This is a genomic window from Bradyrhizobium sp. S3.2.6 (genome assembly GCF_040546885.1).
Classification (GTDB): domain Bacteria; phylum Pseudomonadota; class Alphaproteobacteria; order Rhizobiales; family Xanthobacteraceae; genus Bradyrhizobium; species Bradyrhizobium cytisi.
The window spans coordinates 1-23,814 of the sequence record NZ_JBEPOS010000029.1 but is presented as its reverse complement, the minus strand read 5'-3'; the positions used below and the strand labels follow the sequence as shown (position 1 = coordinate 23,814).

General features: G+C 62.4%; 15 protein-coding genes and 1 pseudogene. 9 read left to right on the top strand and 7 right to left on the bottom strand.

The genetic code is table 11. The annotated features are described in order from the left end of the window. Nucleotides 1–75 precede the first annotated feature (75 nt). The 3 genes from ABID58_RS33045 to ABID58_RS33035 are packed head-to-tail and all read left to right on the top strand — an operon-like array spanning nucleotide 76 to nucleotide 8,768. Complete coding sequence (locus ABID58_RS33045; RefSeq protein WP_354037060.1) at nucleotides 76–2,118, top strand: tetratricopeptide repeat protein; 2,043 nt, start codon at nucleotides 76–78, stop codon at nucleotides 2,116–2,118. Continuing rightward, a complete protein-coding gene (locus ABID58_RS33040) occupies nucleotides 2,115–5,816 on the top strand; it encodes a hypothetical protein (RefSeq protein ID WP_354037059.1) in 3,702 nt (1,233 codons plus the stop codon). The genes ABID58_RS33045 and ABID58_RS33040 overlap by 4 nt, the downstream gene beginning before the upstream one ends. Nucleotides 5,817–5,849: 33 nt before the next feature. Beyond that, nucleotides 5,850–8,768 (top strand): CHAT domain-containing tetratricopeptide repeat protein, encoded by a 2,919-nt coding sequence (locus tag ABID58_RS33035; RefSeq protein ID WP_354037057.1) that lies wholly within the window; start codon nucleotides 5,850–5,852, stop codon nucleotides 8,766–8,768. Nucleotides 8,769–9,059: 291 nt separating this feature from the next. Here ABID58_RS33035 and ABID58_RS33030 read toward each other — a convergent pair whose 3' ends face one another. Then, nucleotides 9,060–10,154 (bottom strand): site-specific integrase, encoded by a 1,095-nt coding sequence (locus ABID58_RS33030; protein ID WP_354037056.1) that lies wholly within the window; start codon nucleotides 10,152–10,154, stop codon nucleotides 9,060–9,062. Nucleotides 10,155–10,288: 134 nt separating this feature from the next. Between ABID58_RS33030 and dusA the strand changes: the two genes are divergently transcribed. Next, nucleotides 10,289–11,281: a tRNA dihydrouridine(20/20a) synthase DusA gene (dusA, locus tag ABID58_RS33025; RefSeq protein WP_354037055.1), complete on the top strand. Its 993-nt coding sequence runs from the start codon at nucleotides 10,289–10,291 to the stop codon at nucleotides 11,279–11,281. 70 nt (nucleotides 11,282–11,351) lie between these two features. Here the strand turns inward: dusA and ABID58_RS33020 are convergent, their stop codons facing one another. The 6 genes and pseudogenes from ABID58_RS33020 to ABID58_RS32995 form a co-directional block, all read right to left on the bottom strand. Next, the gene (locus ABID58_RS33020; protein ID WP_187435169.1) at nucleotides 11,352–12,014 is read right to left on the bottom strand and encodes an outer membrane protein; all 663 of its coding nucleotides are present in this window, start codon (nucleotides 12,012–12,014) and stop codon (nucleotides 11,352–11,354) included. 188 nt (nucleotides 12,015–12,202) lie between these two features. After that, the gene (locus ABID58_RS33015) at nucleotides 12,203–12,757 is read right to left on the bottom strand and encodes a TIGR02281 family clan AA aspartic protease (RefSeq protein WP_148753952.1); all 555 of its coding nucleotides are present in this window, start codon (nucleotides 12,755–12,757) and stop codon (nucleotides 12,203–12,205) included. Nucleotides 12,758–12,785: 28 nt separating this feature from the next. Next, on the bottom strand, nucleotides 12,786–12,989 hold the full coding sequence (locus ABID58_RS33010) for a DUF1289 domain-containing protein (protein WP_148753951.1): 204 nt from the start codon (nucleotides 12,987–12,989) through the stop codon (nucleotides 12,786–12,788). A 44-nt stretch (nucleotides 12,990–13,033) separates the two neighbouring features. Further along, nucleotides 13,034–14,629, bottom strand: coding sequence for a sensor histidine kinase (locus ABID58_RS33005; RefSeq protein ID WP_148753950.1), 1,596 nt, complete (start codon nucleotides 14,627–14,629; stop codon nucleotides 13,034–13,036). A 138-nt stretch (nucleotides 14,630–14,767) separates the two neighbouring features. Next, nucleotides 14,768–16,045, bottom strand: coding sequence for a sodium:proton antiporter NhaD (gene nhaD / locus ABID58_RS33000; protein ID WP_148753949.1), 1,278 nt, complete (start codon nucleotides 16,043–16,045; stop codon nucleotides 14,768–14,770). Nucleotides 16,046–16,057: 12 nt separating this feature from the next. After that, nucleotides 16,058–16,954 (bottom strand): annotated as a pseudogene (locus tag ABID58_RS32995) (NAD(P)-dependent oxidoreductase); the annotation flags it as partial. Nucleotides 16,955–17,234: 280 nt separating this feature from the next. Between ABID58_RS32995 and ABID58_RS32990 the strand changes: the two are divergent. From ABID58_RS32990 to ABID58_RS32970, 5 genes are all read left to right on the top strand, one after another. Beyond that, nucleotides 17,235–18,377 carry an Mrp/NBP35 family ATP-binding protein gene (locus ABID58_RS32990; protein WP_354037054.1) on the top strand — a complete coding sequence of 381 codons (1,143 nt, stop codon included), beginning with the start codon at nucleotides 17,235–17,237 and terminating at the stop codon, nucleotides 18,375–18,377. Nucleotides 18,378–18,571: 194 nt separating this feature from the next. Then, nucleotides 18,572–19,663 (top strand): TRAP transporter substrate-binding protein, encoded by a 1,092-nt coding sequence (locus ABID58_RS32985; RefSeq protein WP_148753946.1) that lies wholly within the window; start codon nucleotides 18,572–18,574, stop codon nucleotides 19,661–19,663. A gap of 617 nt (nucleotides 19,664–20,280) precedes the next feature. Further along, the gene (locus ABID58_RS32980; protein WP_354037053.1) at nucleotides 20,281–21,369 is read left to right on the top strand and encodes a TRAP transporter substrate-binding protein; all 1,089 of its coding nucleotides are present in this window, start codon (nucleotides 20,281–20,283) and stop codon (nucleotides 21,367–21,369) included. Nucleotides 21,370–21,677: 308 nt separating this feature from the next. Continuing rightward, complete coding sequence (locus ABID58_RS32975) at nucleotides 21,678–22,352, top strand: response regulator transcription factor (RefSeq protein ID WP_148753957.1); 675 nt, start codon at nucleotides 21,678–21,680, stop codon at nucleotides 22,350–22,352. A gap of 1 nt (nucleotide 22,353) precedes the next feature. Next, nucleotides 22,354–23,736 carry a sensor histidine kinase gene (locus ABID58_RS32970; protein ID WP_354037052.1) on the top strand — a complete coding sequence of 461 codons (1,383 nt, stop codon included), beginning with the start codon at nucleotides 22,354–22,356 and terminating at the stop codon, nucleotides 23,734–23,736. Nucleotides 23,737–23,814: the final 78 nt, after the last annotated feature.

The window sequence follows — 23,814 nt, the reverse complement described above, 5'->3', positions numbered from 1 at the left end:
ACCAAATATCCGTTTCGTAGTGTATGTCGTTGATTCTACTATCTTAGCGGGAGCTGAGCTAGCTTGGGGGACGTGATGCCGCATCTCCTTGTTAGAAAATCGGATGGACAGCGGTTTCTTCCCGCTATCGAGCCAAATCTGTACAGTCCGAACGGATCAGGCGAGACCCCGGTTCGTCCTGGACGCGCGCTGCTCGCTTTGGCCTATCCGCAACTGACCTGGCAGCAGAGACACGCAGGCCGTGGCCTATCTCCTATTCAGCAGCTTGCGCGGCTGCTCTTGCTTCATCGCCTCGCGTTTGAAGCGGAGCTGGCTGGCGAGTTCGAGCGCGCCGACTTCTTCTGGCGCGAATGCAACAGTCAGCTGCGGGCCGCCTCCACGCGTCTCGATATCTGGGAGGCGGCGTGCGCCGCGCTCGAGCAGAAATCAGTGACCAGCCCGGAGATCATGCGGGACCTGATCGTCAACGAGTTATTCATCGACACGCATATCGCGTTCGCCAACGGACAGCTCGCGAAAGTGCGCTTGGATCCCGACGATCGTGCCTTCGTTCATCTGGCCTTCCTTCGTACACTCCTGGAAGTGCAGAAGGTGCAACCTGCCGAAGCCGCTCTCCTGCTCGGGCCAGCAATTGAAGCGGAAATGGAGGTGCTCCAAACGGCTAAGAGATGGGACGAGGCGATCGCGCGTGCCGGGCAATATCTCGCCTTGAGCCCGGACGATGTTGCCTCGCAGGAACGTCTGGCGTTGCTTCACTTCCGTCACGCCCTCGATCGAGCGCCCAGCAAAGGAGACGAGATCTCCGATGCAAAATGGCTTGATCGAAAGATCGAGGTTCTCGAGCGGACGCGGTCGGCGAATCCCGATTGGACGATGATTTACAGCCTGCTCGCACAACTCTACCAATTGCAGAGTATCCGTCTCGCCAACGGCGGACGGCTGGCTGATGCTTTGGTCGCCTCGCGCAAGGCGCACGTATTCGCTCCCACGCTGGATGTCGCGGTTGAGACGATGTCGCAGCTGGTCGAAAACATGAACAACCTGCAGGCCCAAATGAAGGCGGTTGAAAGCCAACTGCGTGCGGCCGGCAACATGACCTTGAACGCGGAAGGAGTGCGCCTCCAGGCCGAGGCGAGGCGGGGGTTTGCGCCGCTGGATGAGTACATAAAGTCGGAGCACCCGGAGCAGATCGCAGCTGCACGCCAGCGGGCCAATGCCCGAACGCTATGGCAAGACATCGGCCTTCAAACCAAACCGCAACCTGCCGACGAGGAGCTGCTGAAGCTGTTTGTGGTTGTTGGCGAGCTTTATGGATCGGAGCGAACGGACATCGCGGATATTGCCGCCGCATTTCGCGACAAAGCGAGCTCTGAGCCAGTCATTGCCGATCTCGCGATTTCAGCAGAAGCCATTGCCGCGTTCATCATGCGGCGGCGGCGTGAGAACGCCAGTCAACCGGAGACGGAGCGAGGAGCTGCGCCAGCCCACCCTGTTCCAGAAGCAGCGGCCGCCTTCTCGATTCCCGGTCCTGACAAGCGGGTACGGCAGAAGCCGGAGCCGTTGTGGTTCTGGTTGTTTGGGACGCAGGATCCTGGCTACCGGCTGTTGGCAGCGGCTGCTGCTGTCGCAGCAATTGCCGTGCTTGGCGTCTCCCTCGCCGACCGGCAGGGATCGCGTGCCAAGTCGCAGGCGTATTCGGCAATCACGACCGCAGCCGGCCCTGATCGGGAAAAGATCATAGCCGCGGAGGCGCAACGCTTTCTCGACGCCTGGACCCTTCAGCAGAACGACCTCCGCATCGCGCAAGTGCAGGCTCTCCGGCGCGACGCACTGGAATTGCCAAATCGACGCATCCGGGACGCCGCATTCGAGCAGTTGCGGCAGGCGGTTCAGGGGAATGACGATGCGGCCGCGATCGATGCGGCTGAGCGCTTCCTCGATGCGCCGCCGCTGCAAATCGCCGACCCGCGCCGGGAAGTAGTGCTGGACGCTTATGCACGCGCCTTCAGCATCTGGTTTTCCAACCTGCCTGAGCCGCTTAGCGAGACCGCGCTGGCGCGCATCCAAAGCTATCGGAAATTGGCGAGCGCGATGCCAAACGGGGGAAAAAATCCATGAAACGGCTCTTCGGTTTTCTTTCCATCGTGGTATTCGCGATTTGCGCGGCGCAACTGATCTACCTGTGTGCCGGCCGGAACTCTCGTCTGGCGGGTTCAAACGTCGCAGAGGCGGCGCCCCCAAGCGCTTCGCTGCAGCGCGAACCCACTCAGCGGCTGGAGCTTCCGCCAGACCAAAGCCGATCTGTGGATTTTGCTACGGACGAAGTCAGCTTCGCCGATTTCACCGCGCGGCAGCGCGACGACCAATATCTAGATTGGCTGCTTTTTTCGGCGGCCGCTGCACTGAAGCCATCCGCCGAGGAGTATAGCAGGACCTTCTACGACCTTCCCACCTCTCGTCAGGGCTATATGCGGCCCGTCGGAAGCTTTGAATTCGGCGAGACGCGTTCCCGTTTCATCGGCGATGGCCGGGTGCTGGCACTGATACCGGCGGCGAGAAGTCCATCCGAGCGCAAGGATTTTCTGGCATCCATCGCCGACGAGCAACGGAAGAATCTCGGCGATAAGTTTGAACGGCTTGTTGTGGTTGAATATGAACTCGACGGCCAGCATGCGCGTGCTGCGCTGACGAGACGGAACGATATCGATTATGCGACGCTGTTTTCAGCTGAGTTCGGGTACCTTGAGCAGCAGGTTGCCAAGCTCTCGGACCTTGAAGGGTTTATGAAGAAGGGTCCCGATCTCACCTACGCACGTAGAACCTCGGACGGCTTGCTGCTTGGCGGACGTCAGATTCTCAGCCGTCCGTATAGATCGATCGAGGTGGAGCAGGTCGCGACGATTTGGCAGGCAGAGCAGACGATCCAAAAAGCACTTGCTGATTGGGATTTGCGTGAGAAAAAAGCTGAAAGCGAATTCAAGGCGCGTTGGAGATACAAGCAGGCTCATAGTGATTACGAGCTGCGGCTCCTCGAAAGTCAAATGGAAGGAGATCGGCGTCAAGTCGAAGAGCAATTGATCCAAGAGCGCCACGATCTGAAAATTGTTAAAGGCAGCGGATTCTCGCTCGATCCTGAAATCGATTTTCCCGGTTTGAAGCGGACTTTCGACGAAACCATGCCCTGGTTCGCGACGCTGGGCGCACAGTTTGAAGAAGCCGCTCAGGCCGCCTCGGTAGCGCTCTCAAAAGGGGACATCGTTCCGCTTCGTAGGCTCCGCTTCCGCGAAGATGGGCAGGATGTTGCCGAGCGGCTTGACCGCATGGAGAGGGATAACTCGTACCAAGCTGCTCGGTACGACGGGGCGCTACAAGGTACCGAGGCCGGGATGATCCTGTTCTATACGGATCTGCTGGCGAAGCTTTGGGCAATCGACTATGCGGATAGCTCACCTAGGCGAGAAAAGATCCCCGACTTCGTGGATCATCCTTCGGTGTCCAGCTCGACAATCTATGCCGCCGAAAGAATGAAATTTGGACATGCCCGCCTCTGGTTCGGGCATTCCAATCTCGGCTTCCAGATTGGCGATCAAAAGAGTGCGGTCTTGTTGGCGCGGAATGCGACGCGCATCTATTCGGCTGGCTCGAACGCGCTCAGGCCTGGCGTCGAAGGCGAGGCCTCCGCCTTTCTCGCCGCGCCGATAGATTGGTGGAACGACCATTACCAGGAGGTCGCACGCTACGAACCGGAATATGAACGCCTAAATCAGCTCATGAAGTGGAGCATCGTGATCGGCTGGCTGAACGAGGTGAATGAGGGAGATAAGCTTGGATTTCTGGCCAATGTTGCCGTCGATCGTTCGAACATTTTTCCAAACTGGATTTCGCGTCACCCGGAATTGAAGTTTCGACTATGGGATCGCATTCGCTTCTTGCCGGCCGGCTATAAGGGCACAACGACTGAAGCTCTACCTCTACTCAGCGGACCAGTCACTCGCGGAGGTGTCAGTCTTGCGAATAAGGAAGTCGTACATCGTGCTCCTCTGGCGTCAGGTATCGAGAAGTCGGTGCTCCGCTCAAATCTGGACTATGCGGCAACCAAGGGAAAGGATTCGCTGACCACGCTCGATGGCTCGAACTTCAAGCTTACGAATATCGACTCGAACACCGCTTCGGCTGTCGCGCGGGCCAAGCCCGGTGCAAAATTCCGGGGGGCTACCGCGCAGCTGGCCGGAGGCGATGTGGAGCGTGTGGTTGCTCTGCGTGGCGACGCCGTTCGCGTCGAGACGCGCAACGTAGGCGTCCCGATCGGCGACCTCGAAATCGGGACATCGAAGAACGGGTTCACCGTCGGCTGGCGTGCGCGAGAGATCGACCGGGCGCATGCGATAGCGCGCACTTTGAGCGCGTCGAGCGAGCCAGATCTGCTGTTGCTGAGGGACGCCACGGTCGAGATGGTCGTCAAGTTTCCAGGCGAGGCAACATATGCGGTCAAGCTGAGTGATTCACCGCGGTGGGTGAAGTTCGCGCCGGAGCAGCAGCTCAATGTCGATATCGCAGAAGGCTGGCAATTGCGGGCGGCGGCGGCAGAGGATAAGTCTCTTCGCAACATGCAGGCATCTGTCGTCAACGAAGCTCAGCTCTTCGATGCTCTTCGGGGCCATCTCGTTCTCGAAGCCGCAAACGATGGAAAGCCCTTGTTGCGCGTTGCGACGGACGCCAGCCCGACCGATGTCCGGATGATCGACATCGACGCTGGCGGCGGAACACGCATTTCCGCATGGATCAAGCCGCCATCGGACGCCGTGCATTTGAGCGCAAAGGAAGGGAGTGCAGGCGAAGCAATTCGCATAGCCAGGCGGCTTGGACCAGATGACATCGCTGCCATTCGAAAAGCGGCGGCCAATGAGAACAACCCCGTTGTCCGTTTGTCGGATGTGAATCGGGTTGAGGCCGAGCTTGCGGCAAATCTGCGCAGCGGCGATTTTCGCAAGGCAGCAGCCGAGATGGCCGCCGATCCTGCGACGGCCCGCCGTGCCATTGACGCTCAAATCAAGAGGGATCTCCAGGTCAATCAAAAGCTCCTCGAGGAGCAGGGGCCAAACGCGGCCCTCCGCGACCTGGATCGCCTCATCAGGGTGTACGGAGATCAACCGGAGCTGACGATGCGCCGTGGGCTCGTGCAAATCGAGCGTGGCAACATCGAGGCCGCCGTCGATAGCGTTCAGACGAGGATCGCGCGCCCGCTGAACGATCGTCAGAGATTCTTTGAGGAAGTGAATGCCCGATTTGCCGATGGCTCGCCGCAGGCGCAATCCGATCTCTACCGATTTGCGGAATATGTCGACTGGACGGACGGGCTGGCTCGATCGTCCGCGAGCAAGCGGGGCGGTGTGATTCAGCTGGCTGTCGTCGAAAAGCGCCTTGACCTCCACTTTCAGCTTGCGACCATGCCGACGGACCGGCCCCTGGCGCTCGCCGAGCTCGGCGATCTACGCCCTGGCAAGGTCGTCGTCTATCGTCAGGACAGTGTGAGCCTCAATGGGCTTGATTGGACCAACTCGGTCGATCAGTCGCTTCGACAAGTCGTCACGGGCAAGCTCGGAAAAGTCGCTCGCTTGCAGCAGGACATTGCGCAATACAGGCCGGCGATAATCTGGTCTCCCGACCACGCGATACCCTTCAAGGCAACCCAGGCTCATGCGACGCATTTCTCGCCAGCGGGCTATCAGGCTTGCAATCCCGTAGTGGGGAACTGTGCAAACGACAACAACTCGGATCAGAGACAACAAGACGTCTATCTCGTGGCCGCCAACTAGGCCGATCCCAAATCGGGCGCGGTGGGTGAAGTCATGACCCTTTCCCATGATCAGTTCACCGGGATCGAGGCCGCGGAGGACGAGCTTGCCGGGGGGCGCTATCGCGCCGCGCTGGAATCGTACGCTGGTCTCCTGAGGGGCCGGCTGGCGACCGACGGCGGCGCGGTTGAATTTGGCGTTGCCGACCTGATTGTCCTCGAGCGGCTAGCGGAACTCGCAACGCTGTTTGGCCTGTTCGCCTCGGCCGCAGATTTGCTGGATGCGATGGTCGTATTGTGCCGTCGGGCAGGCAACACGCTTGCCTCGGATTACGCACAGTTGAAGCGGATCGAGCTGGCATTTGCGCGGGGGAGGATTCACCAATCGTACGATCTCCTCCGTGAGCTTGAGCCACGGCTCGGAAAACTCGAAGACATGGATCTCTCGGCGGGCGGGCTGGAGCGCTGGGAGCGAACCATTGGCTGGCAACAGTACCCGGCGGAGGATCGCGTCGTCCTGTTGACGCGCGCTTATCTGGTGATGGGCCAACTCCTAGCTTCAAACGGCAAGTATATCGAGGCGCTCGAGGTTTTGAGGCGCGGCCTGACGCACGCGCGGGAGCGAACGGCTCCCGACCTGGCGCGTCGGTCCGCCGGCGCGATCAAACTGGCGCATGCGGCCGCGCTTCTGGAATTTGGCGATGTCGATGCCGCCGGGGCCGCTCTGTCCAGTGACGCCGAGCAGACACCGGATGACCTGGCGCCGGCGGCCTACACACGCCGGCTCGAGCTCTCCGGAAAGCTGGACATGCTCCGGGGACGCCTTGGTCCGGCGGTTCGCAGTTTTGAGGCAGTGATTGAATTCTGCGGCAGTCGGGGCTTTCTGCGTGCGCGTGCCAGCGCAATGCTGAATTTGGGCCACGTTCTCGTTCTGCTCAATCGCGTCGGGGACGCGCTGGCACTCGCCGACGAGGCGCGGCGCAATGCGGAAGAGCTTTGCGATCCCGGCCTGGCACTTCGTGCCGCGGCAATTGGCAGCCTGGCACTCGCGCGGCGTCGGTCGCCTGCGACAGCGGTGGCAGTTGCGTTATCCGTCAGGGAGATGATCCGCGGTCGTCGCCCGGGCGGCGACGAAGCGCAGCCTCCTTCGATATCGAGACCGCCGCCATCTGTCCTCCAGAACGAGAACTTCCTCGCCTTCTTCGAGGACCGGGCGCTCGAATTCCACTGGGCTCTTGCGGCCGATTCTGACGATGCCCGCTGCCGGCTCGAAGCAATCCGGGATACGTTTGCGGATACCGAATCGAGGTTGATCGCGGCTCGGTTAGTCGTGCTCGAGGGGCTGCTCGCTCTCGCTTGCGGCGACCTGCGCGTCGCAGCCTCGTACTTTGAGCGGGCCGAGCGGCGCTTGACGGAAATGTCGTTGCGGCCGGAGCTTTGGCAGGTCTTGCATTTGCGTGCCCGCTGTCTGAGCCAGCTCGGACTCGATGACGAGGCAGCTCAACTGGTGGAAATCGCCGAAGAGTTGCTTTCAGGCATTGCAGGAACGTTGGAGGGTGATGACAGAACCGTTTTTCTGCTGAACAAGGCGACGGTTGAGGAGGAATATATCGGTTCCCAGGTTGATGCCCTGCTGCGCGAGCAGCGCCGCCTGGGACGGTCCTCGTATTTTCGGCGTTGGCTCGGTCAGATCCGGACCATGCGTCGTCTGCACGGGCTCATGGAGCACATCGACGCTTACAAGGCAGATCTCGTGGTCCGCCACTTCGACATCGACGATGCGTCCTCCCGGCAGGCGCCGCCGAGGAAGCGGTCGGTTTCCTTCTTGCGTCGGCTGGTGGGAACGCAGCGTGATCGTGCTCACGTGTCGTTTCTGGTGCTGCCGGATCGCGTGTTCGTCGTATGGTCCGGCTTTCTGACGATCGGTTTTGCCGTCAGCCCTGTCACCCGGCTTGAGCTGAGAGAACGGGTCCGGAGCTGGCACGAACTGATGCGCAATCCGCAGACGGGGTCGCGTCGGGATATCGGTGTCGAGGAGGATCTGTCTGTCGAAACGGATGGACCAACCGGTGACAAGTTGATCGAGAGGCTCGGTGAGGCGCTTCAAGTCGACCGGTTCATCGCTGCCCTGCCAAAGCGGGTGCGCAGCCTGTCCATTATGCCGGATGACGTGCTGCATGGAGTGCCGTTTGCAGCGCTACGACACCGCGGCGGCTATTTGGTCGAGAGATTTGCGTTGTCAATTTCATTCACGACGAGGCCGTCTCGGAGAAGCCGCCGTGTTGACGGGATGCCTGCGCTGGTCGTCGGCGTTTCAAGGGGCAGTGGCCGGCTCGTCGAACTGCCGCAGGTTCTTGTCGAGTCGCGCTCAGTGGCGACGTGGCTGACCGAACGAGGTCTCACCGTACAGACCCTCATCGACGATGATGCGACCTGTTCCGCGGTCATCGCCGGACTTCGTGACGCGGCGGTTGTCCATATTGCCTGCCACGGAACGTTTGAACCGCAGAAGCCGGACCAATCGGGTCTTGAGCTCATACCGGCGAATGGACAAATCGAAAGACTCACGTTGCGCGCCTTGGCCGGAATTCTTCTCTCGCAATGTCAGCACATCACGCTGTCATCCTGCTGGTCCGCCGACAATTTCATCGTTCCTGGACGGTGGATCATCAGTCTGCCAGAGACGCTCTGGCGGAGCGGCGCTGGCGGCGTGCTGGGCTCGCTCTGGGCGGCCGACGATGATGTTGCTGCAGCGTTCACAAAGAGGTTCTATGCGGAACTGGAGCGAATGCCCCGAGACGTGGCCTTGCGCGAAGTGCAGCTTGCATGCATTACAAATCAGCTTGGAAGCCGGCGTGCAGGCAGTGCTTTGATCGACACGAGTTCTCCGGAATTCTGGGCCGGTTTCGTACTTTACGGCGACACGACTCGCCTGAGATGTGAACGCCGGCAGTTTCAAAAGGCCGTACGATAGAGCATGCGCGCGCTCGACCTCCTCGCGCCAAGAACGGTCGCTGGCTTTGACGTGTAAGCTCGTAGTGGCTCATTGTCGAGCATCGCGGTGCTTGAGCATGCTTCGGATCGGAACCGGACGATGAGTCCGATGCTCCGACCGGTGAGCCAGCGCAGCGAGTTTCCGCGATTACTCGTGCAGTAGGTCGGCGTACTGATAAACTTTCATACGAAACCTTATCAGTCAGGTCGGGCTTGATCTTCCTTGTCTTTCGATAGACGAACGTCCGCAACGGACTATTGTGTTGGTCGACTAAGAAGCGGCTAAAGTCCTCATGAACTCTTCCAGAGATGGCTGCGCGACGGTTTGTAGCGTGTGGAGTTCTTCGGGTTTCAGCTTCGTGTAGCGCCGGAGAGTGCGCCAATCCTTGTGACCAGTGACCAGGGCGACTTTTTCGATCGTCAGTCCGGCTTCGAACAGACGGCTTGTGCCTTCGTGCCGCAGATCGTGAAAATGCAGATCCTCGATCTTCAGCTCGTCGCAGGCGCGCGTGAAAGCTGTACTTACTGACTTGTGGTTATATGGGAATACCCGACCCTGACCTCTGGTAATGATCCGTTGCTGTAGCAACAGCTCCCAGGCGTCGTAACCGGTCAGGTTAAGAAGCGGCACTTGCTGGTCGTTGCCTTCCTTTTCCCTCGGATCTTTGCGGTCTCGGATTAAGAGGATCCGCTTCTTCATGTCGACATCGGGCCAGTCCGGCCGGCAAATCTCCTCTTGTCTCATCGTCGTCGCGACGGCGTATCGGACGATGCGGCCCATAGGGATGACCTGCCGATAATTGGATTCGAAGTATTCAATGAGCTCGTCAAGCTCGTCCTGAGTTGGTCGCCGGTCTCGCTCATCGGACTTTCCAACAAGACCCAAATACTTCAGCGCCACGCGCGCCAGGCGAACCTCTTCTGCGGAGACCTCAATGCCATGAACGGCAGCCGCGTGCGTTGCGACGGTCCTGATGAACGACATATCGATTGCTAGAGTCGCTGGTCCCGCACCTTCCTTTGCTCGCTTTCTGCCATATTCAATCAATCGTTCTCGGTTGAGCCGGGGAAGCTTCGTGGATCCGAGATCCTCTTTCAACGCCTCTAAGACCGCGGCCTTAGACCTACGGGGAGGGCGACCAACCTCAAGCATGTCTTCGACGTGTAGATCGATAATGTCGCCGAACGTTTTGGCTTTCACTGCAGCGCGTGGCTTGGGTGATCCACTACGATCGATGGTGCACTCCATGTCGAGCGCCCATTCCTCCCCATCCTTGCGCCGGCGGAAGGTCTCTGCCACGTAGCGGTTCTTGCGACGGACCTGGACGCGCCAGTTTCCGGATGGCAACTGAGTGTAACTGGCCACGGTCGTGTGCACTCCCCAAATCCTGTGCGCTACGTGTGCACTGAGAGGTCAAAGCGGGTACAAACGTGTGCAATTTCGGCTAGTTTGGAGCGCACACGTTCATGTTTCATCCTGTTGAAGCATAAGGTAAATCATTGAAATCGCAACACTATCGCTTTTCTGTGGCGCCGATGATGGATTGGACAGACCGGCACTGCCGGGTGTTCCACCGACACCTGACACGGCGGGGGTTGCTCTATACGGAGATGCTGACCACCGGCGCCATCATTCATGGCGACCGGGAGCGGCTGCTCGGCTTCGACGCGACCGAGCATCCGGTGGCGCTACAGCTTGGCGGCTCGGATCCGCGCGACCTCGCTGAAGCCGCGCGGATCGGCGAGGGTTTTGGCTACGACGAGATCAATCTCAATGTGGGCTGCCCGTCCGATCGCGTGAAGGACGGACGCTTCGGCGCCTGTCTGATGGCGGAGCCGGAGCTCGTCGCGCGATGTGTCGAGGCGATGAAGCGCGCAGTCTCAATTCCCGTCACGGTGAAATGCCGCATTGGCATCGACGACCAGGATCCGGAAGTCGCGCTCGATACGTTGGCGCACGCGGTGGTCGCTGCGGGCTGCGACGCGCTGATCGTGCACGCCCGGAAGGCCTGGCTGAACGGTTTGTCGCCGAAGGAGAACCGCGACATCCCGCCGCTCGACTATGACCGCGTCTATCGGCTCAAGCGCGCGATGCCGGATGTGCCCGTCATCATCAACGGCGGCGTTCCGAGTATCGAGGAGGCGAAAGCGCATCTTGCGCATGTCGACGGCGTGATGCTCGGCCGTGCCGCCTATCAGGAGCCGTGGCGGCTGCTCTCGGTCGATCCCGAGCTGTTCGGCGAGGCGGCACCACATGCGACCATACAGGACGCGTTCGAGGCGATGATGCCCTACATCGAGGCGCAGCTCGCGCGCGGCACGCGACTGCATGCCATCACACGCCACTTCGTCGGTGCGTTCCACGCTGTGCCCGGCGCGCGCGCCTTCCGCCGCCATCTCGCCGAGCACGGTGTGAAGCCGGGCGCCGGCGTCGACGTCTTGCGTGATGCGATCGCGCGTGTTGGTGCACGCGCGCCGGCGGAGGCCGCCTAGCCACGAGAAAGAGCCGGATCGCAGAATCCGTCTCTCTCTCTCTCTCTCTCTCTCTCTCTCTCGATTATGCTCAGCGGAACAGGTCGAAATGGTAGTTCACGCCGACGCGGAAGCTGTGGAATTTCGCAGCGTTCCAATCCGGCAGGTCGTCGTGCTTGAACTCGGTGTAGAGATACTCGGCCTTGGCCGACCATTTCGGCAGGAACGCCCATTCCACGCCGCCGCCCGCGGTCCAGCCCATCTTCATCTTGTTGATCGGGCCGTCCTTCAATTCGCCGGCGGCAAGACCTGCGGTCCCGATGAACAGCAGCCGTGAATCCATCGTCGCGATGCCGGCGCGGGCGCGGCCGGTCATGTACCAGGGCAGGCTGATCGCGGCGCTGTTGATCGCGTCGTGGTTCTTGATGTCTCCGCCTTCGAAGTCGTTCTCGATGCCAACCACGAACATCGGCGAGAGCTGGTAGTTGTAGCCGATCTGCACACCACCGAGCGCGCCCTTGACCTTGCCGCCGCTCACCCCGACGAGATTGCTGAAGGCGTTGTCGCCGCTCTCGGCGTAGCCGGCGTTGAGACCGGCATAGAGGCCGGTCCAGGAATAGACAGGCTGCGGTGCCGTGTAGGCCGGCGCGGCGTAACGCGGCGACAGATCGGCTGCGCTGGCGCTGCCTGCGGCGAATGCCGCGGCAAAGGGCAGGGTGCGCATCGCGCGGCGTAAGGCGGCTCTGGTAGTCATCATTTTCAATCTCCCACTCGGCCGCCTCCGTCACGCAGAGCGGCGCACGTCCAACCCCGATCCGGGAACAGTTCCCTTATAAACCGACTAGACGGTTTGTAAATGGCGTAAATGCCACAGCCGTGGTCGTTCGGTGGATGGCTGACGGGTCTGTCGAAGTGATCGTGCGCGGACGGCGAGCGCCGCCCTTAATCGACCGCCGTCCGCGAGCGGCGGTGGCTGCTCTGGAGCTCCGGGTAGCCGGTGAGCATTAGCGTATCGGACCGCACGCCCCAGCTCTCCAGGCGGTCGAGGAAGCTCATGCCGAGCAGATTAGTCTTCATCTGCCCGCGCTGGACGACGAGGGCCGGCACCGATTTCTCGACGAGATGGCCGACGGAGAGACGGTCGATCGTGAGCCGCGCCGCCTTGGTGCGGCCGCCGGCGGTCTCGAGATCGACGTCATATTCGAGCATATCGAGTGGCAGCCCGATCGCTTTCGCGGTTTCCCAGGTCAGCACCACGGAGGTGGCGCCGGTATCGATCACCATGGGTGCGGCCACGCCGTTGATCTTGGCGCGCAGCGCGAACTCGCCGCCCTGGCCGCGTGGGATTTGCACGGCGGGGGCAGGCGTTGGCGTTTGCGCGCGAAAAATGTGCGAGACCTTGTGGCTCGCGCGCGCGATCTGGTCGGGATCGCCATAGGCGACCACGGCGCCGGCCGTGGCGGCGAGCGTGATGAGAACGAGCAGGAAGCGGATCATCGCGCGCCTCCGATGGCACGCTCACCGGTCAGGTGCGTTTCGACGATGCCGCGATCGGCTGCAGGCCGGCATCGGCCAGGCGCGCTGGCAACAGCGCCATCACTGAGAGCCGTTCCGCGCTCTCCATGGCGTGCCAGCGCGCGATCTCCGGCAATGTCCGGCCGCAGCCGAAGCACAGCTTGGTCCTGGGATCGATCATGCAGACGGCGACACACGGCGTTTCTTTGCTCATCCGGGCATAGTGAAGGATTGGCGGGCATGTCTGCAAGCATGTGTTTACGAGCCCGTGCCCGCGCTCATGATCGGCTTGTGGCGCGGCCGGCGCTTCTCGTCGGGCACCATGGCACTCTCCGGCTGGAGCGGCGGCGCATCCTCCGACAGCGGCGCGAGCGCGCTCATCACGCGCTCCGGCGGGAAGGTGACGATCACCTCGGTGCCGATGCGCAGCTTCGACTTCAGCGTGAACGTGCCGCCATGCAGATCGATCAGGTTCTTGGCGATGGGCAGACCGAGGCCCGCGCCTTGTTCGGCCGATTTGATCGAGTTGGAGCCCTGGCCGAACGAGGCGAGCACGACCGGGATCTCGTCCTCGGGGATGCCGGGACCGGAGTCCTTCACCGACAGATATTGCCCGCCCGAAGCGGTCCAGCCGGCCTTGAGCCAGATCTCGCCGCCTTGCGGGGTGAACTTGATCGAATTGGAGAGCAGGTTGAGCACGACCTGGCGGATCGCGCGCTCGTCGGCCCAAAGCCGCGGCATGGCGTGCTCGAACACCTCGTGGATGGTGATGCCGCGGCTGGATGCGCGCAGCTTCATCAGATGATGGCAGTCGGCGACGATTCCGACCAGCGACACCGCTTCCTCGTTCAATTCGTAGCGGCCGGCCTCGATCCGCGACAGATCGAGGATCTCGTTGATGAGGTTGAGCAGGTGCACGCCGGAATTATGGATGTCGGCGGAGTATTCCTTGTAGACCGGAACCGCATGCGCGCCAAAGATCTCGCTTTTCATCACCTCGGAGAAGCCGAGAATGGCATTGAGCGGCGTGCGCAGCTCATGGCTCATCTGTGCGAGGAAGCGCGATTTGGCGACGTTGGCGGATTCGGCACGGTGGCGCGCCTCGTCGGAGATCGCCTTGGCCTGTTCAAGCTCGCCGATCAGCGCGTCCTTCTCGGCGCGCGCCTCGAGCGTAGCGAAGGTCGAGGAGTGCAGGCGATGTGCCAGCAGCACGAAATAGCCTTCGGCCGCGAGCGCGAGCCCGGCCAGGATATAGTTGTCGAGCGAACCGCTCATCGCAAAGCTCAACGCCATTGCGACAGCAACCGGCGCGGTGGCGGCAAGGGCTGCGATCGGCAGATTGGCCGCCAACATGCTCGACACTGCGATCACCAGCAGCATCAGGAACATCATCAGCGATTCCGTGACCATGTCGAGCACGGGATGAATCAGGATCGCCATCCAGCACAGGCCGTAGAGCAGATCGAGCACGACAAAGCGTGTCCGCCAAGTACGCGTCGCCGCAGGTGAGGCAGGCTCGGCCAGGAAGCGGCGGCAGCTGCGGATCATCGCCCCGTGAAGGCAGATCATGCCGGCGGTCCAGGCCGCGGCCGGGATCGGCTGCATCCACAGTCCGAACAGCACGCCGGTGGCGACCACCAGCAGCAGCACGACATAGGAGGCGGACAGTCGCGTCTGGGCATATTGGCGCAACAGCTCGGCGTCGAAGGCCGGCCGGGTTCCGCTGGTCGACGTTAACTTATCGCGCGCCTCGCGCACCCGCTGCGACGCAGCCCTTCGGCTGCTCGCCGACGGAGCGCTGATTGGCTCGGCCGGAAGCTGCACAACTTCAGGCTTTTCAGCGGGGTTACTCATCAAGCAACAACGATTCCTGCCCACGTCGGACGCGGGCCTTCTGCATTGTCTATCTCTGGCAAGAAATCCTTAAGAGGTGACTTAAGGAGCTAAAGAATTACGTTAACCCGGCGTTAATTTGGATCCGGCAGTCGCCCCTCAATGCAGCCAGGCATGCTGCGCGACGTAGACCACGGCGCCGGCCAGATAGCCCGCAAGCGCGGGCACGGCGATGCGGCGGGCGTACCAGAGGAACTCGATCCGCTCGAGCCCCATGGCTGCAACGCCCGCGGCAGAGCCGATGATCAGGATCGAGCCGCCGGTGCCGGCGCAATAGGCGATGAACTCCCAGAGGAAGGTGTCCGGCGGGTAGTGGCCGAGGTCGTACATTCCCATGGTCGCTGCGACCAGCGGCACGTTGTCGATGATCGCACTGAGCAGGCCGAGCACGACGACGATGACGTCCTGGCGGCCGATGGTCGCCTCCAGCCATCGGGCCAGCATCGTCAGGAGGCCGGCATGCTCGAGGCAGGCGACCGCCAGCAGAATGCCGAGGAAGAACACGATCGAGCCCATGTCAATCCGGGTCAGCGCATGCGCGAGCGAGAGGGGACCGCGCACGTGCTCGTCCTTGTCGCGATGAACGACCTCGCCGACCAGCCAGACGATGCCGAGGCCGAGCAGCACGCCCATGAAGGGCGGCAGGTGCGTGACCGTCTTGAAGGCCGGCACCGCGATCAGCACGCCGAGCCCGAGATAGAACATCAGATTGCGCTCGAACCGGTCGACGGCGAGCAATCCGGTGTCCCTCGACGGTGCCGCGACGGTCTTGCCCCTGAGCGACAGGCTGATGAAGGCCAGCGGCACCAGCAGATTGACCAGGGAGGGCAGGAACACTACGCGCATGATGTTCAACGGCGTGATCTGTCCGCCGATCCAGAGCATGGTCGTGGTGACGTCGCCGATCACGGTCCATGCGCCGCCGGCATTGGCCGCGATGACGATGAGGGAGGCGAACAGCAGGCGGTCCTCGCGTCTGGCGATGAGACGCTGGACCAGCGAAACCATGACGATGGTCGTGGTCAGGTTGTCCAGGATCGCGCTCAGGAAGAACGCCACGAAGCCAACCAGCCACATGAGTGTGACCTGGCTCGTGGTGTTGATGCGGGAGGTGATGACCTCGAAGCCGTCATGGGCGTCGATCACCTCGACGATGGTCATCGCGCCGATCAGGAAGAACACGATCTGCGCTGTGGAGGCGACCGATTCGTCGAGCTGATGGCTGACCAGCGCGTGATCGCCGATCCTGACCGCGTAGATCGTCCACAGCAGTCCCGCGCCGAGAAGCGCGGTTGCAGTCTTGCTGATCCCTAGGGGATGCTCGAACGCGATCGCCACATAGGTCAGGATGAAGATGGCGGCGATGGCTGTCAGCAAGGCAGTGTCAGGTCAGCGATTGAGGCGCGCGAGCAGGCTCGACGTATCCCAGCGCTTGCCGCCCATCTTCTCGACCTCAGCATAGAACTGGTCGACCAGCGCGGTGACAGGCAGATTGGCGCCGTTGCGGCGGGCTTCGGCCAGCGAGATCGAGAGGTCCTTGCGCATCCATTCGACCGCGAAGCCGAAATCGTACTTGTCGTCGTTCATGGTCTTGTAGCGGTTCTCCATCTGCCACGATTGCGCGGCGCCCTTGGAGATGGTCTCGATCACTGCGGCGACGTCGAGGCCACTCTTCTTGGCGAAATGGATACCCTCGGAGAGGCCCTGCACGAGGCCGGCGATGCAGATCTGGTTGACCATCTTGGTCAGCTGGCCGGAGCCTGCGGGCCCGAGCAGTTTGCACATCCGGGCGTAGGCGCCGGTGATGATCGGCTCGGCACCGGCATAGGCGCCCTCGGTGCCGCCGCACATCACCGTCAACACGCCGTTCTCGGCACCGGCCTGGCCGCCGGAGACGGGAGCGTCGATGAACTTGAAGCCGGCCTTGGTCGCAGCCGCATCGAGCTCGCGCGCGACTTCGGCGGAAGCGGTGGTGTGATCGACGAAGGTCGCGCCCTTCTTCATGCCGGCAAAGGCGCCGTCTGCGCCGATCGCGACCGCGCGCAAATCGTTGTCGTTGCCGACGCAGCACATCACGAAATCCTGGCCCTCGGCCGCGGCCTTCGGGGTCGCCGCGGTGTTGCCGCCGAACTTGTCCGCCCATTCCTTCGCCTTGGCCGCGGTGCGGTTGTAGACGGTGACCTCATGGCCCCCTTTTTTCACGAGGTGTCCGGCCATGGGGAAGCCCATCACGCCGAGACCGAGGAAAGCGACTTTAGCCATGTGTGTGTCCGTAGCTTGAGTTTTACGGTTGCAGCCGGGCGAGGGACGCCAGCCGGGGTCCTGAGGTTCCGCTCTTGGGCGGACCGGGCGCACCATAAACCCTTGCGGCCGGAGGGCAACGGCTTCGTTTGGCGGCCTCCTGTGCTAGGATGGCGGACCTTAGGCAGCGGCTGGCTTCAAAGGGCATGAAATTCGGCTCGTGCCAGGTGCCCGGGCCCGCCGAGATGGCTGACGATATCGGCAAGCAGTAGCCTTTTGGCCGTTTCCGCTCTAATGGGGCATCCTGAACTTTAGGAGATGCGCATTGAGCGTCACGCAGCAACAGGTTCTCGATAGCCTCGCCAGGATCAAGTCGCCCCGCGGGGTCGCGCTCACCAATGCCAATGTGCTGAGCGCGATCAGCGCGTCCGACGGCAAGGTGTTCTTCTCGATCAATGTCGATGCCGCGGAGGCGCGGGCCTGGGAATCCGTCCGTGCCGAAGCCGAGGCCGCCGTACGCAGCATTCCAGGCGTCACCACCGCGATGGTGGCGCTGACTGCCGAGCGCAAGCCCGGCGCCGCACCGCCACCGCCGCCAACCCCGAGCCGCGGCGCGCCCGGCGTGCAGCCGGTCCATGCCCACAAGCCGCCGCCGCAGGGCGGTGCCCAATCGCCGATGGCGCGGCAGTCCGAAATTCCGGGCGTGGCCGCCGTGATCGCGGTGGCCTCGGGCAAGGGCGGCGTCGGCAAGTCGACCACCGCGCTCAACCTGGCATTGGGTCTGCGCGACCTCGGCCTCAAGGTCGGGCTGCTCGATGCCGACATCTACGGCCCGTCGATGCCGCGCCTGACCGGCCTGCACGAGAAGCCGGAGCTCGACGCCGAGCGCAAGATGATTCCGCTCCGGCGCTTCGGCCTCGCCATCATGTCGATCGGCTTCCTGGTCGAGGAAGAGACCGCGATGATCTGGCGCGGCCCGATGGTGATGTCGGCGGTGACGCAGATGCTGCGCGACGTCGCGTGGGGCACGCTCGACGTGCTCGTCGTCGACATGCCGCCGGGCACCGGCGATGCCCAGCTCACGCTGGCGCAGAACGTGCCGCTGAAGGGCGCCGTGATCGTCTCGACCCCGCAGGACCTGTCCCTGATCGATGCACGGCGCGGGCTTGCCATGTTCAAGAAGGTCAACGTGCCCGTGCTCGGCATCGTCGAGAACATGAGCTACTTCCAGTGTCCGCATTGCGGCACGAAATCCGATATCTTCGGCCATGGCGGGGCGCGCCACGAGGCCGAGAAGCTCGCAGTCCCGTTCCTGGGCGAAATCCCGCTGCACATGGCGATTCGCGCCAGCTCGGACGCCGGCAATCCGGTCGTGGACAGCGAGCCGGACGGCCCCCATGCGGCGATCTATCGCGCCATCGCGGGACAGGTCCGGGACCAGCTCAAGGGCGTCATCGCAGCCGCCTGAGCCGATTGTCCGGGGACATGCGACTTTCGTCGCCCCCCGTCATGCCATTGTCGCGTTCCGCGGCAGGGGCTTCCGTGTTAAAGGCCCACGGCAGTCAAGCCCCACTGGTTCGACGCGGCCTACATCGCGTCGCCGGAATGAGCGGCAGCAAAGAGGAAGTTAGGGGAAACGCCCCAACAAGGAGAGACCTGAAGATGAAGCGTCGTGATTTTCTGAAAGTGTCGGCAGCAGGCGCGGCGGCAACCGCCGCGGTGGCCTCGCCGGCGATTGCGCAGTCCTCGCCCGAGATCAAGTGGCGCCTGACTTCGAGCTTCCCGAAGTCGCTCGACACCATCTACGGCGGTGCCGAGCAGATGGCGAAGTACGTCGCCGAAATGACCGACAACAAGTTCCAGATCCAGGTCTTCCAGGCCGGTGAAATCGTTCCCGGCCTTCAGGCGCTGGATGCGACGCAGAAGGGCACCGTCGAGATGTGCCACACCGTGTCGTACTACTACGTCGGCAAGGATCCGACCTTCGCGATCTTCGCGTCGGTGCCCTTCGGCCTCAACGCGCGCCAGCAGAATTCCTGGCTGTACCAGGGCGGCGGCAACGAGCTCGCCAACGAGTTCTTCAAGAAGTCGAACGTGGTCGGCTTCCCCTGCGGCAACACCGGCACCCAGATGGGCGGCTGGTTCCGCAAGGAGATCAAGACGGTTGCCGATCTCTCGGGCCTGAAATTCCGCATCGGCGGCATCGCCGGTCAGGTGCTCCAGAAGGTCGGCGTGGTGCCGCAGCAGCTTGCCGGCGGCGACATCTATCCGTCGCTCGAGAAGGGCACCATCGACGCCGCCGAATGGGTCGGCCCCTACGATGACGAGAAGCTCGGCTTCGCCAAGGTCGCGAAGTACTACTACTATCCGGGCTTCTGGGAGGGCGGTCCGACCGTTCACGCCTTCGCCAATATCGACAAGTGGAACGAGCTGCCGAAGGCCTATCAGGCGATCCTCACCAACGCGACCGTCAACACCAACACCTGGATGGCCGCGCGCTACGACATGGTGAACCCGGGCGCGCTGAAGCGTCTGGTCGCCGGCGGCACCCAGCTTCGTCCCTTCACCAACGAGGTGCTCGAAGCCTGCCTCAAGGCCACCAACGAATTGTGGGCCGAGATCTCGGCCAAGAACCCCGACTTCAAGAAGTCGATCGACGCCATGCAGGCCTACCGCTCGGACGAGTACCTGTGGTGGCAGGTCGCCGAATACACCTACGACAGCTTCATGATCCGCTCGCGCACCCGCGGCTGATCCAAGCTCAAGCTGTCAGACTGAATCGCCCGGCCTCGTTCGCGAGGCCGGGCTTTTCATTGCCGCGGGCGCGGTGGCGACAGCGCATGCCGAACAAAAATCCGCAAAACAACCCCATGCACAGTAGAGGCGGGGTGATGGCATGTTGCCCGGTGGCGGCGGCCAACGGTTTGGCGGGGCGGGATAAATCGGAGGGAAGGGTAATCGGCGCGTAGTCGAAGTTAGTGCTGCGATTTGCCTGACGACGAATCCCGGGAACGACATCGGTGTTTGGCGCGTCTGTTCCCACGCCGTCATTGCGAGCGCAGCGAAGCAATCCAGCGTCCCCCCGCGGAAAGATTCTGGATTGCTTCGCTGCGCTCGCAATGACGCGTGGATGGAGTTGGGCTCAGCCCGAGCTTCGAAGCCATTTGACACGTCGGGCAAAACAGTGGCAAAAGGCGATCATCGCTTAATCCGAAATGATCGCGACCGTGTCCGCCTGACCCAGGAGAAGGCCGGCCCTTTTTCTTTTACCGCAGTGCGATCACAATGGAAATTGCGAGAGCGTTGCGCCATGCTGGCCGCCAAGCCTCGGCAAGAAGGCCCACAATCACCATCCATCAGGGCAGGAAACCATGAAGAGACGAGACTTCATCAAGGTCACAGGACTTGGTGCGGCCGGCGCCGCCACGCTCGCGGCGCCCGCGATCGCGCAGTCGATGCCGGAAATCAAATGGCGCATGCCGACGAGCTGGCCGAAATCGCTCGACACGCTCTACGGCGGCGCCGAGATGATGGCCAAGATGGTGGCCGAAGCCACCGACAACAAATTCCAGATCCAGACCTTCGCCGGTGGCGAAATCGTGCCCGGCCTCCAGGTGCTCGACGCCGTGCAGAACGGCACCTGCGAGATCGGCCATACGGCGTCCTATTACTATTTCGGCAAGGATCCGACCTTCACTTTCGGTTCGTCGGTGCCGTTCGGGCCAAACATGCGCATCAACCAGGCCTGGTACATGCTCGGCGGCGGCAAGGAAATCCTCAACGAGTTCTACAAGAAGTACAACGTCGTCTCGCTGCTCGCCGGCAATACCGGCTGCCAGATGGGCGGCTGGTTCCGCAAGGAGGTGAAGACGCCTCAGGACTTCAACGGCCTGAAATTCCGCATCGGCGGATTTGCCGGCCGGGTCCTGCAGAAGCTCGGCGCGGTGCCGCAGCAGATCGCTGGCGGCGACATCTATCCGGCGCTGGAGAAGGGCACCATCGACGCTGCCGAATGGGTCGGCCCGTATGACGACGAGAAGCTCGGCTTCGTCAAAGTGGCGCCGCATTATTACTTCCCCGGCTGGTGGGAAGGCGGACCGATCCTGCTCGCCTTCGTTAATCAGGATAAGTGGAATGCGCTGCCGAAATACTACCAGAGCATTCTCGAGCAGGCGGGGCACTTTGCCAACAACTGGATGATGGCGAAGTACGATCAATCCAATCCGCAAGCGTTGCGCCGTTTGCTCGCCGCGGGCGCCAAGCTGCATCCGTTCTCGCCGGAGATCATGCAGGCCTCCTTCAAGGCGGCCAAGGAGCTGCATGCCGAGGTCTCGTCCACCAACGCGGACTTCAAGAAGGTGTACGAGTCGTTGACGGCCTTCTCGAACAACGGCTATCAGTGGTTCCAGGTCGCCGAAGTCGGCTACGACAACTTCATGGCGCGCAATTCGCAGAGCTGAGCGAAGCGCGTTCCCAGCTGACGAGCACGGCCCTGGAGCGAAAGCTCCGGGGCTTTGCCTTGCAGAAAACGATAATCGAATAATCCGAAATTGACGCCCGGCGCCGTCCGTTCGGACGCGGCAACGTTCGATCAAGCATGGGGCGACTTCCGCAGCCGATACGCGCGGCTCGGGCTTACATGAACCTGACAGATGGACGAGCGGCCGGCCGGGTTGTTTTTCGCTGGCCGAGACGCCCGGAATGGTGGATGAGAGCGAGGGTGCGGCGCGAGCCGTGCGGCGACACCGGAACATCCGCCGGGAATATGATGCGTCTTCTGATCGTCGAAGATAATGTCGAGCTGTCGAAGCTCGTGGCCAGCGGGCTTTCGGCGGCCGGCTATGAGAGCGATATCGTGGGCAGCACCGCGGAGGCGCGCGAGGCGGTGCACAATGTCAGCTATGCCGCGATGATCCTCGATCTCGGCCTGCCCGACGGCGACGGCCTGTCGGTGTTGCGCGAACTGCGACGGCAGATGGAACCGCTGCCGGTGCTGGTGCTGACCGCGCGCGGCGGCGTGCAGGATCGCGTCAACGGCCTGCGCAGCGGCGCCGACGATTACCTGGCAAAACCGTTCGCGATGGAGGAGCTGGTGGCGCGGCTGGAGGCGATCCTGCGTCGTCCGGGCCAGCTGCTCGGCCGCTCGCTGCATCTTGCCAATCTCGTCTACGATACCGAGAGCCGCCAGATCTTCATCGACGACAAGCCGCGCATCATCTCGTCGCGCGAGACCTCGGTGCTGGAGATCCTGCTGCGCCGGCAGGGGCGGGTGGTGCCGAAGAAGAACGTCGAGGATCACATCTTCGGGCTCGATGGCGAGGTCGCCTCGAATGCGGTCGAGGTGTACGTTTCCCGGCTGCGCAAGCAACTTGCCGAGCATGGCGCCAAGGTCGTGATCCACACCATCCGCGGCGTCGGCTACATGATGGCCGAGGAGAAATAGCGTGGCCGCCGGGTTGTTCGCCAGGCCGTCGTTCAAATCGCTGATCTCGCGCATCGTGTTCTTGCACATCATCGCGGTCGCGGTGGTCGCGATCTTCCTGCCGCTGGTCCTGTTCTGGCTCTTGAACTCCGAGATCGACCAGCTGCATCGCGCGGCGATGCGCGCCCAGGCCGAGACGCTGGCCGAGCGTATCGCGGTCCAGCCCGACGGCAGGGTGACATTCAATCTGCCCGACAGCCTGCGCGGCCTCTATTCGGAAGCCTATGGCCGCTACCAGTACGACATCCGCGATGCCGACGGCCGCGTCCTGTTCTCGTCGCACAAGAAGACCGGTGACGTGGAATCAGGGTCGATCTCCGGCGCCGACGTGACCCAGACGATCGGCGACACCATTGTTCGCATTCAGGTCGCGGAAGACCTGTCGCATCGCGACGTCATCACCGACGACATCGTGTCCAACTTCTTCCGCCGGGTCGGCTGGATCACCATCCCCATTCTCCTGATCCTGCTCGCCATCGATATCATCATCTTCCGCCGCGCGATCGCGCCGTTGTGGATGGCCTCGGAGGAGGCCAGCAATATCGGCCCGTCGCGTACCGACATCCGCCTGCCGACGGAGCAGATTCCGCGCGAGATCATGCCGCTCGTCACCGCCGTCAACCGGGCGCTGGATCGTCTCGAGGACGGCTTTCGCGTGCAACGCCAGTTCACGGCCGACGCCGCGCATCAACTGCGCACGCCGCTTGCGATCCTGCGCACGCGGATCGAGACGCTCGGCAACAGTGCGGCGAGGCAGGCGCTGCATGACGACATCGAAGGCATGAGCCGGATCGTCGCCCAGCTCCTGGAGATCGCCGAGCTCGACACGCTGGTGCTCGATCCCGGCGAGACCGCGGATTTGCGCGCTGTCTGTGCGGAGGTGGTCGGCGCAATCGCGCCGCTCGCGATCGCGCAGCACAAGGACATCGCGCTCCGGGGCGCCGACGCGCCGGTGATGATCCACGGCAATTCCGAGATGCTCCAGCGCGCGGTCTTCAACCTCGCCGAAAACGCCATCAAGTTCACCGCGAAGGAGACCTCGGTCGACGTCGAGGTCGGCGACGATGGTTCGGTGCGCGTGCGCGATTGCGGTCCGGGCATCACGGAAGCCGAACGCGAGCTGATCTTCCAGCGCTTCTGGCGCAGGGATCGCCAGCGCAGCGACGGCGCGGGCCTCGGCCTTTCGATCGTGCGCGGCGTCGCCGACGATCACGCCGCAACGGTTGCGGTGGACAATCTCCCCGGCGGCGGCGCCGAGTTCACGCTGCGGTTCAGGCTGGCGGAGGAGGGATCCTTTCCCTCTCCCCTTGTGGGAGAGGGTGGCTCGTCTGTCCAGACCGGATAGAGAGGTAACACAGTAGACCGGATGGATGGGTGACAGTTCTCTGTCGGCTGGGAGGATCAGCCGATGCCTTGGCGGGAG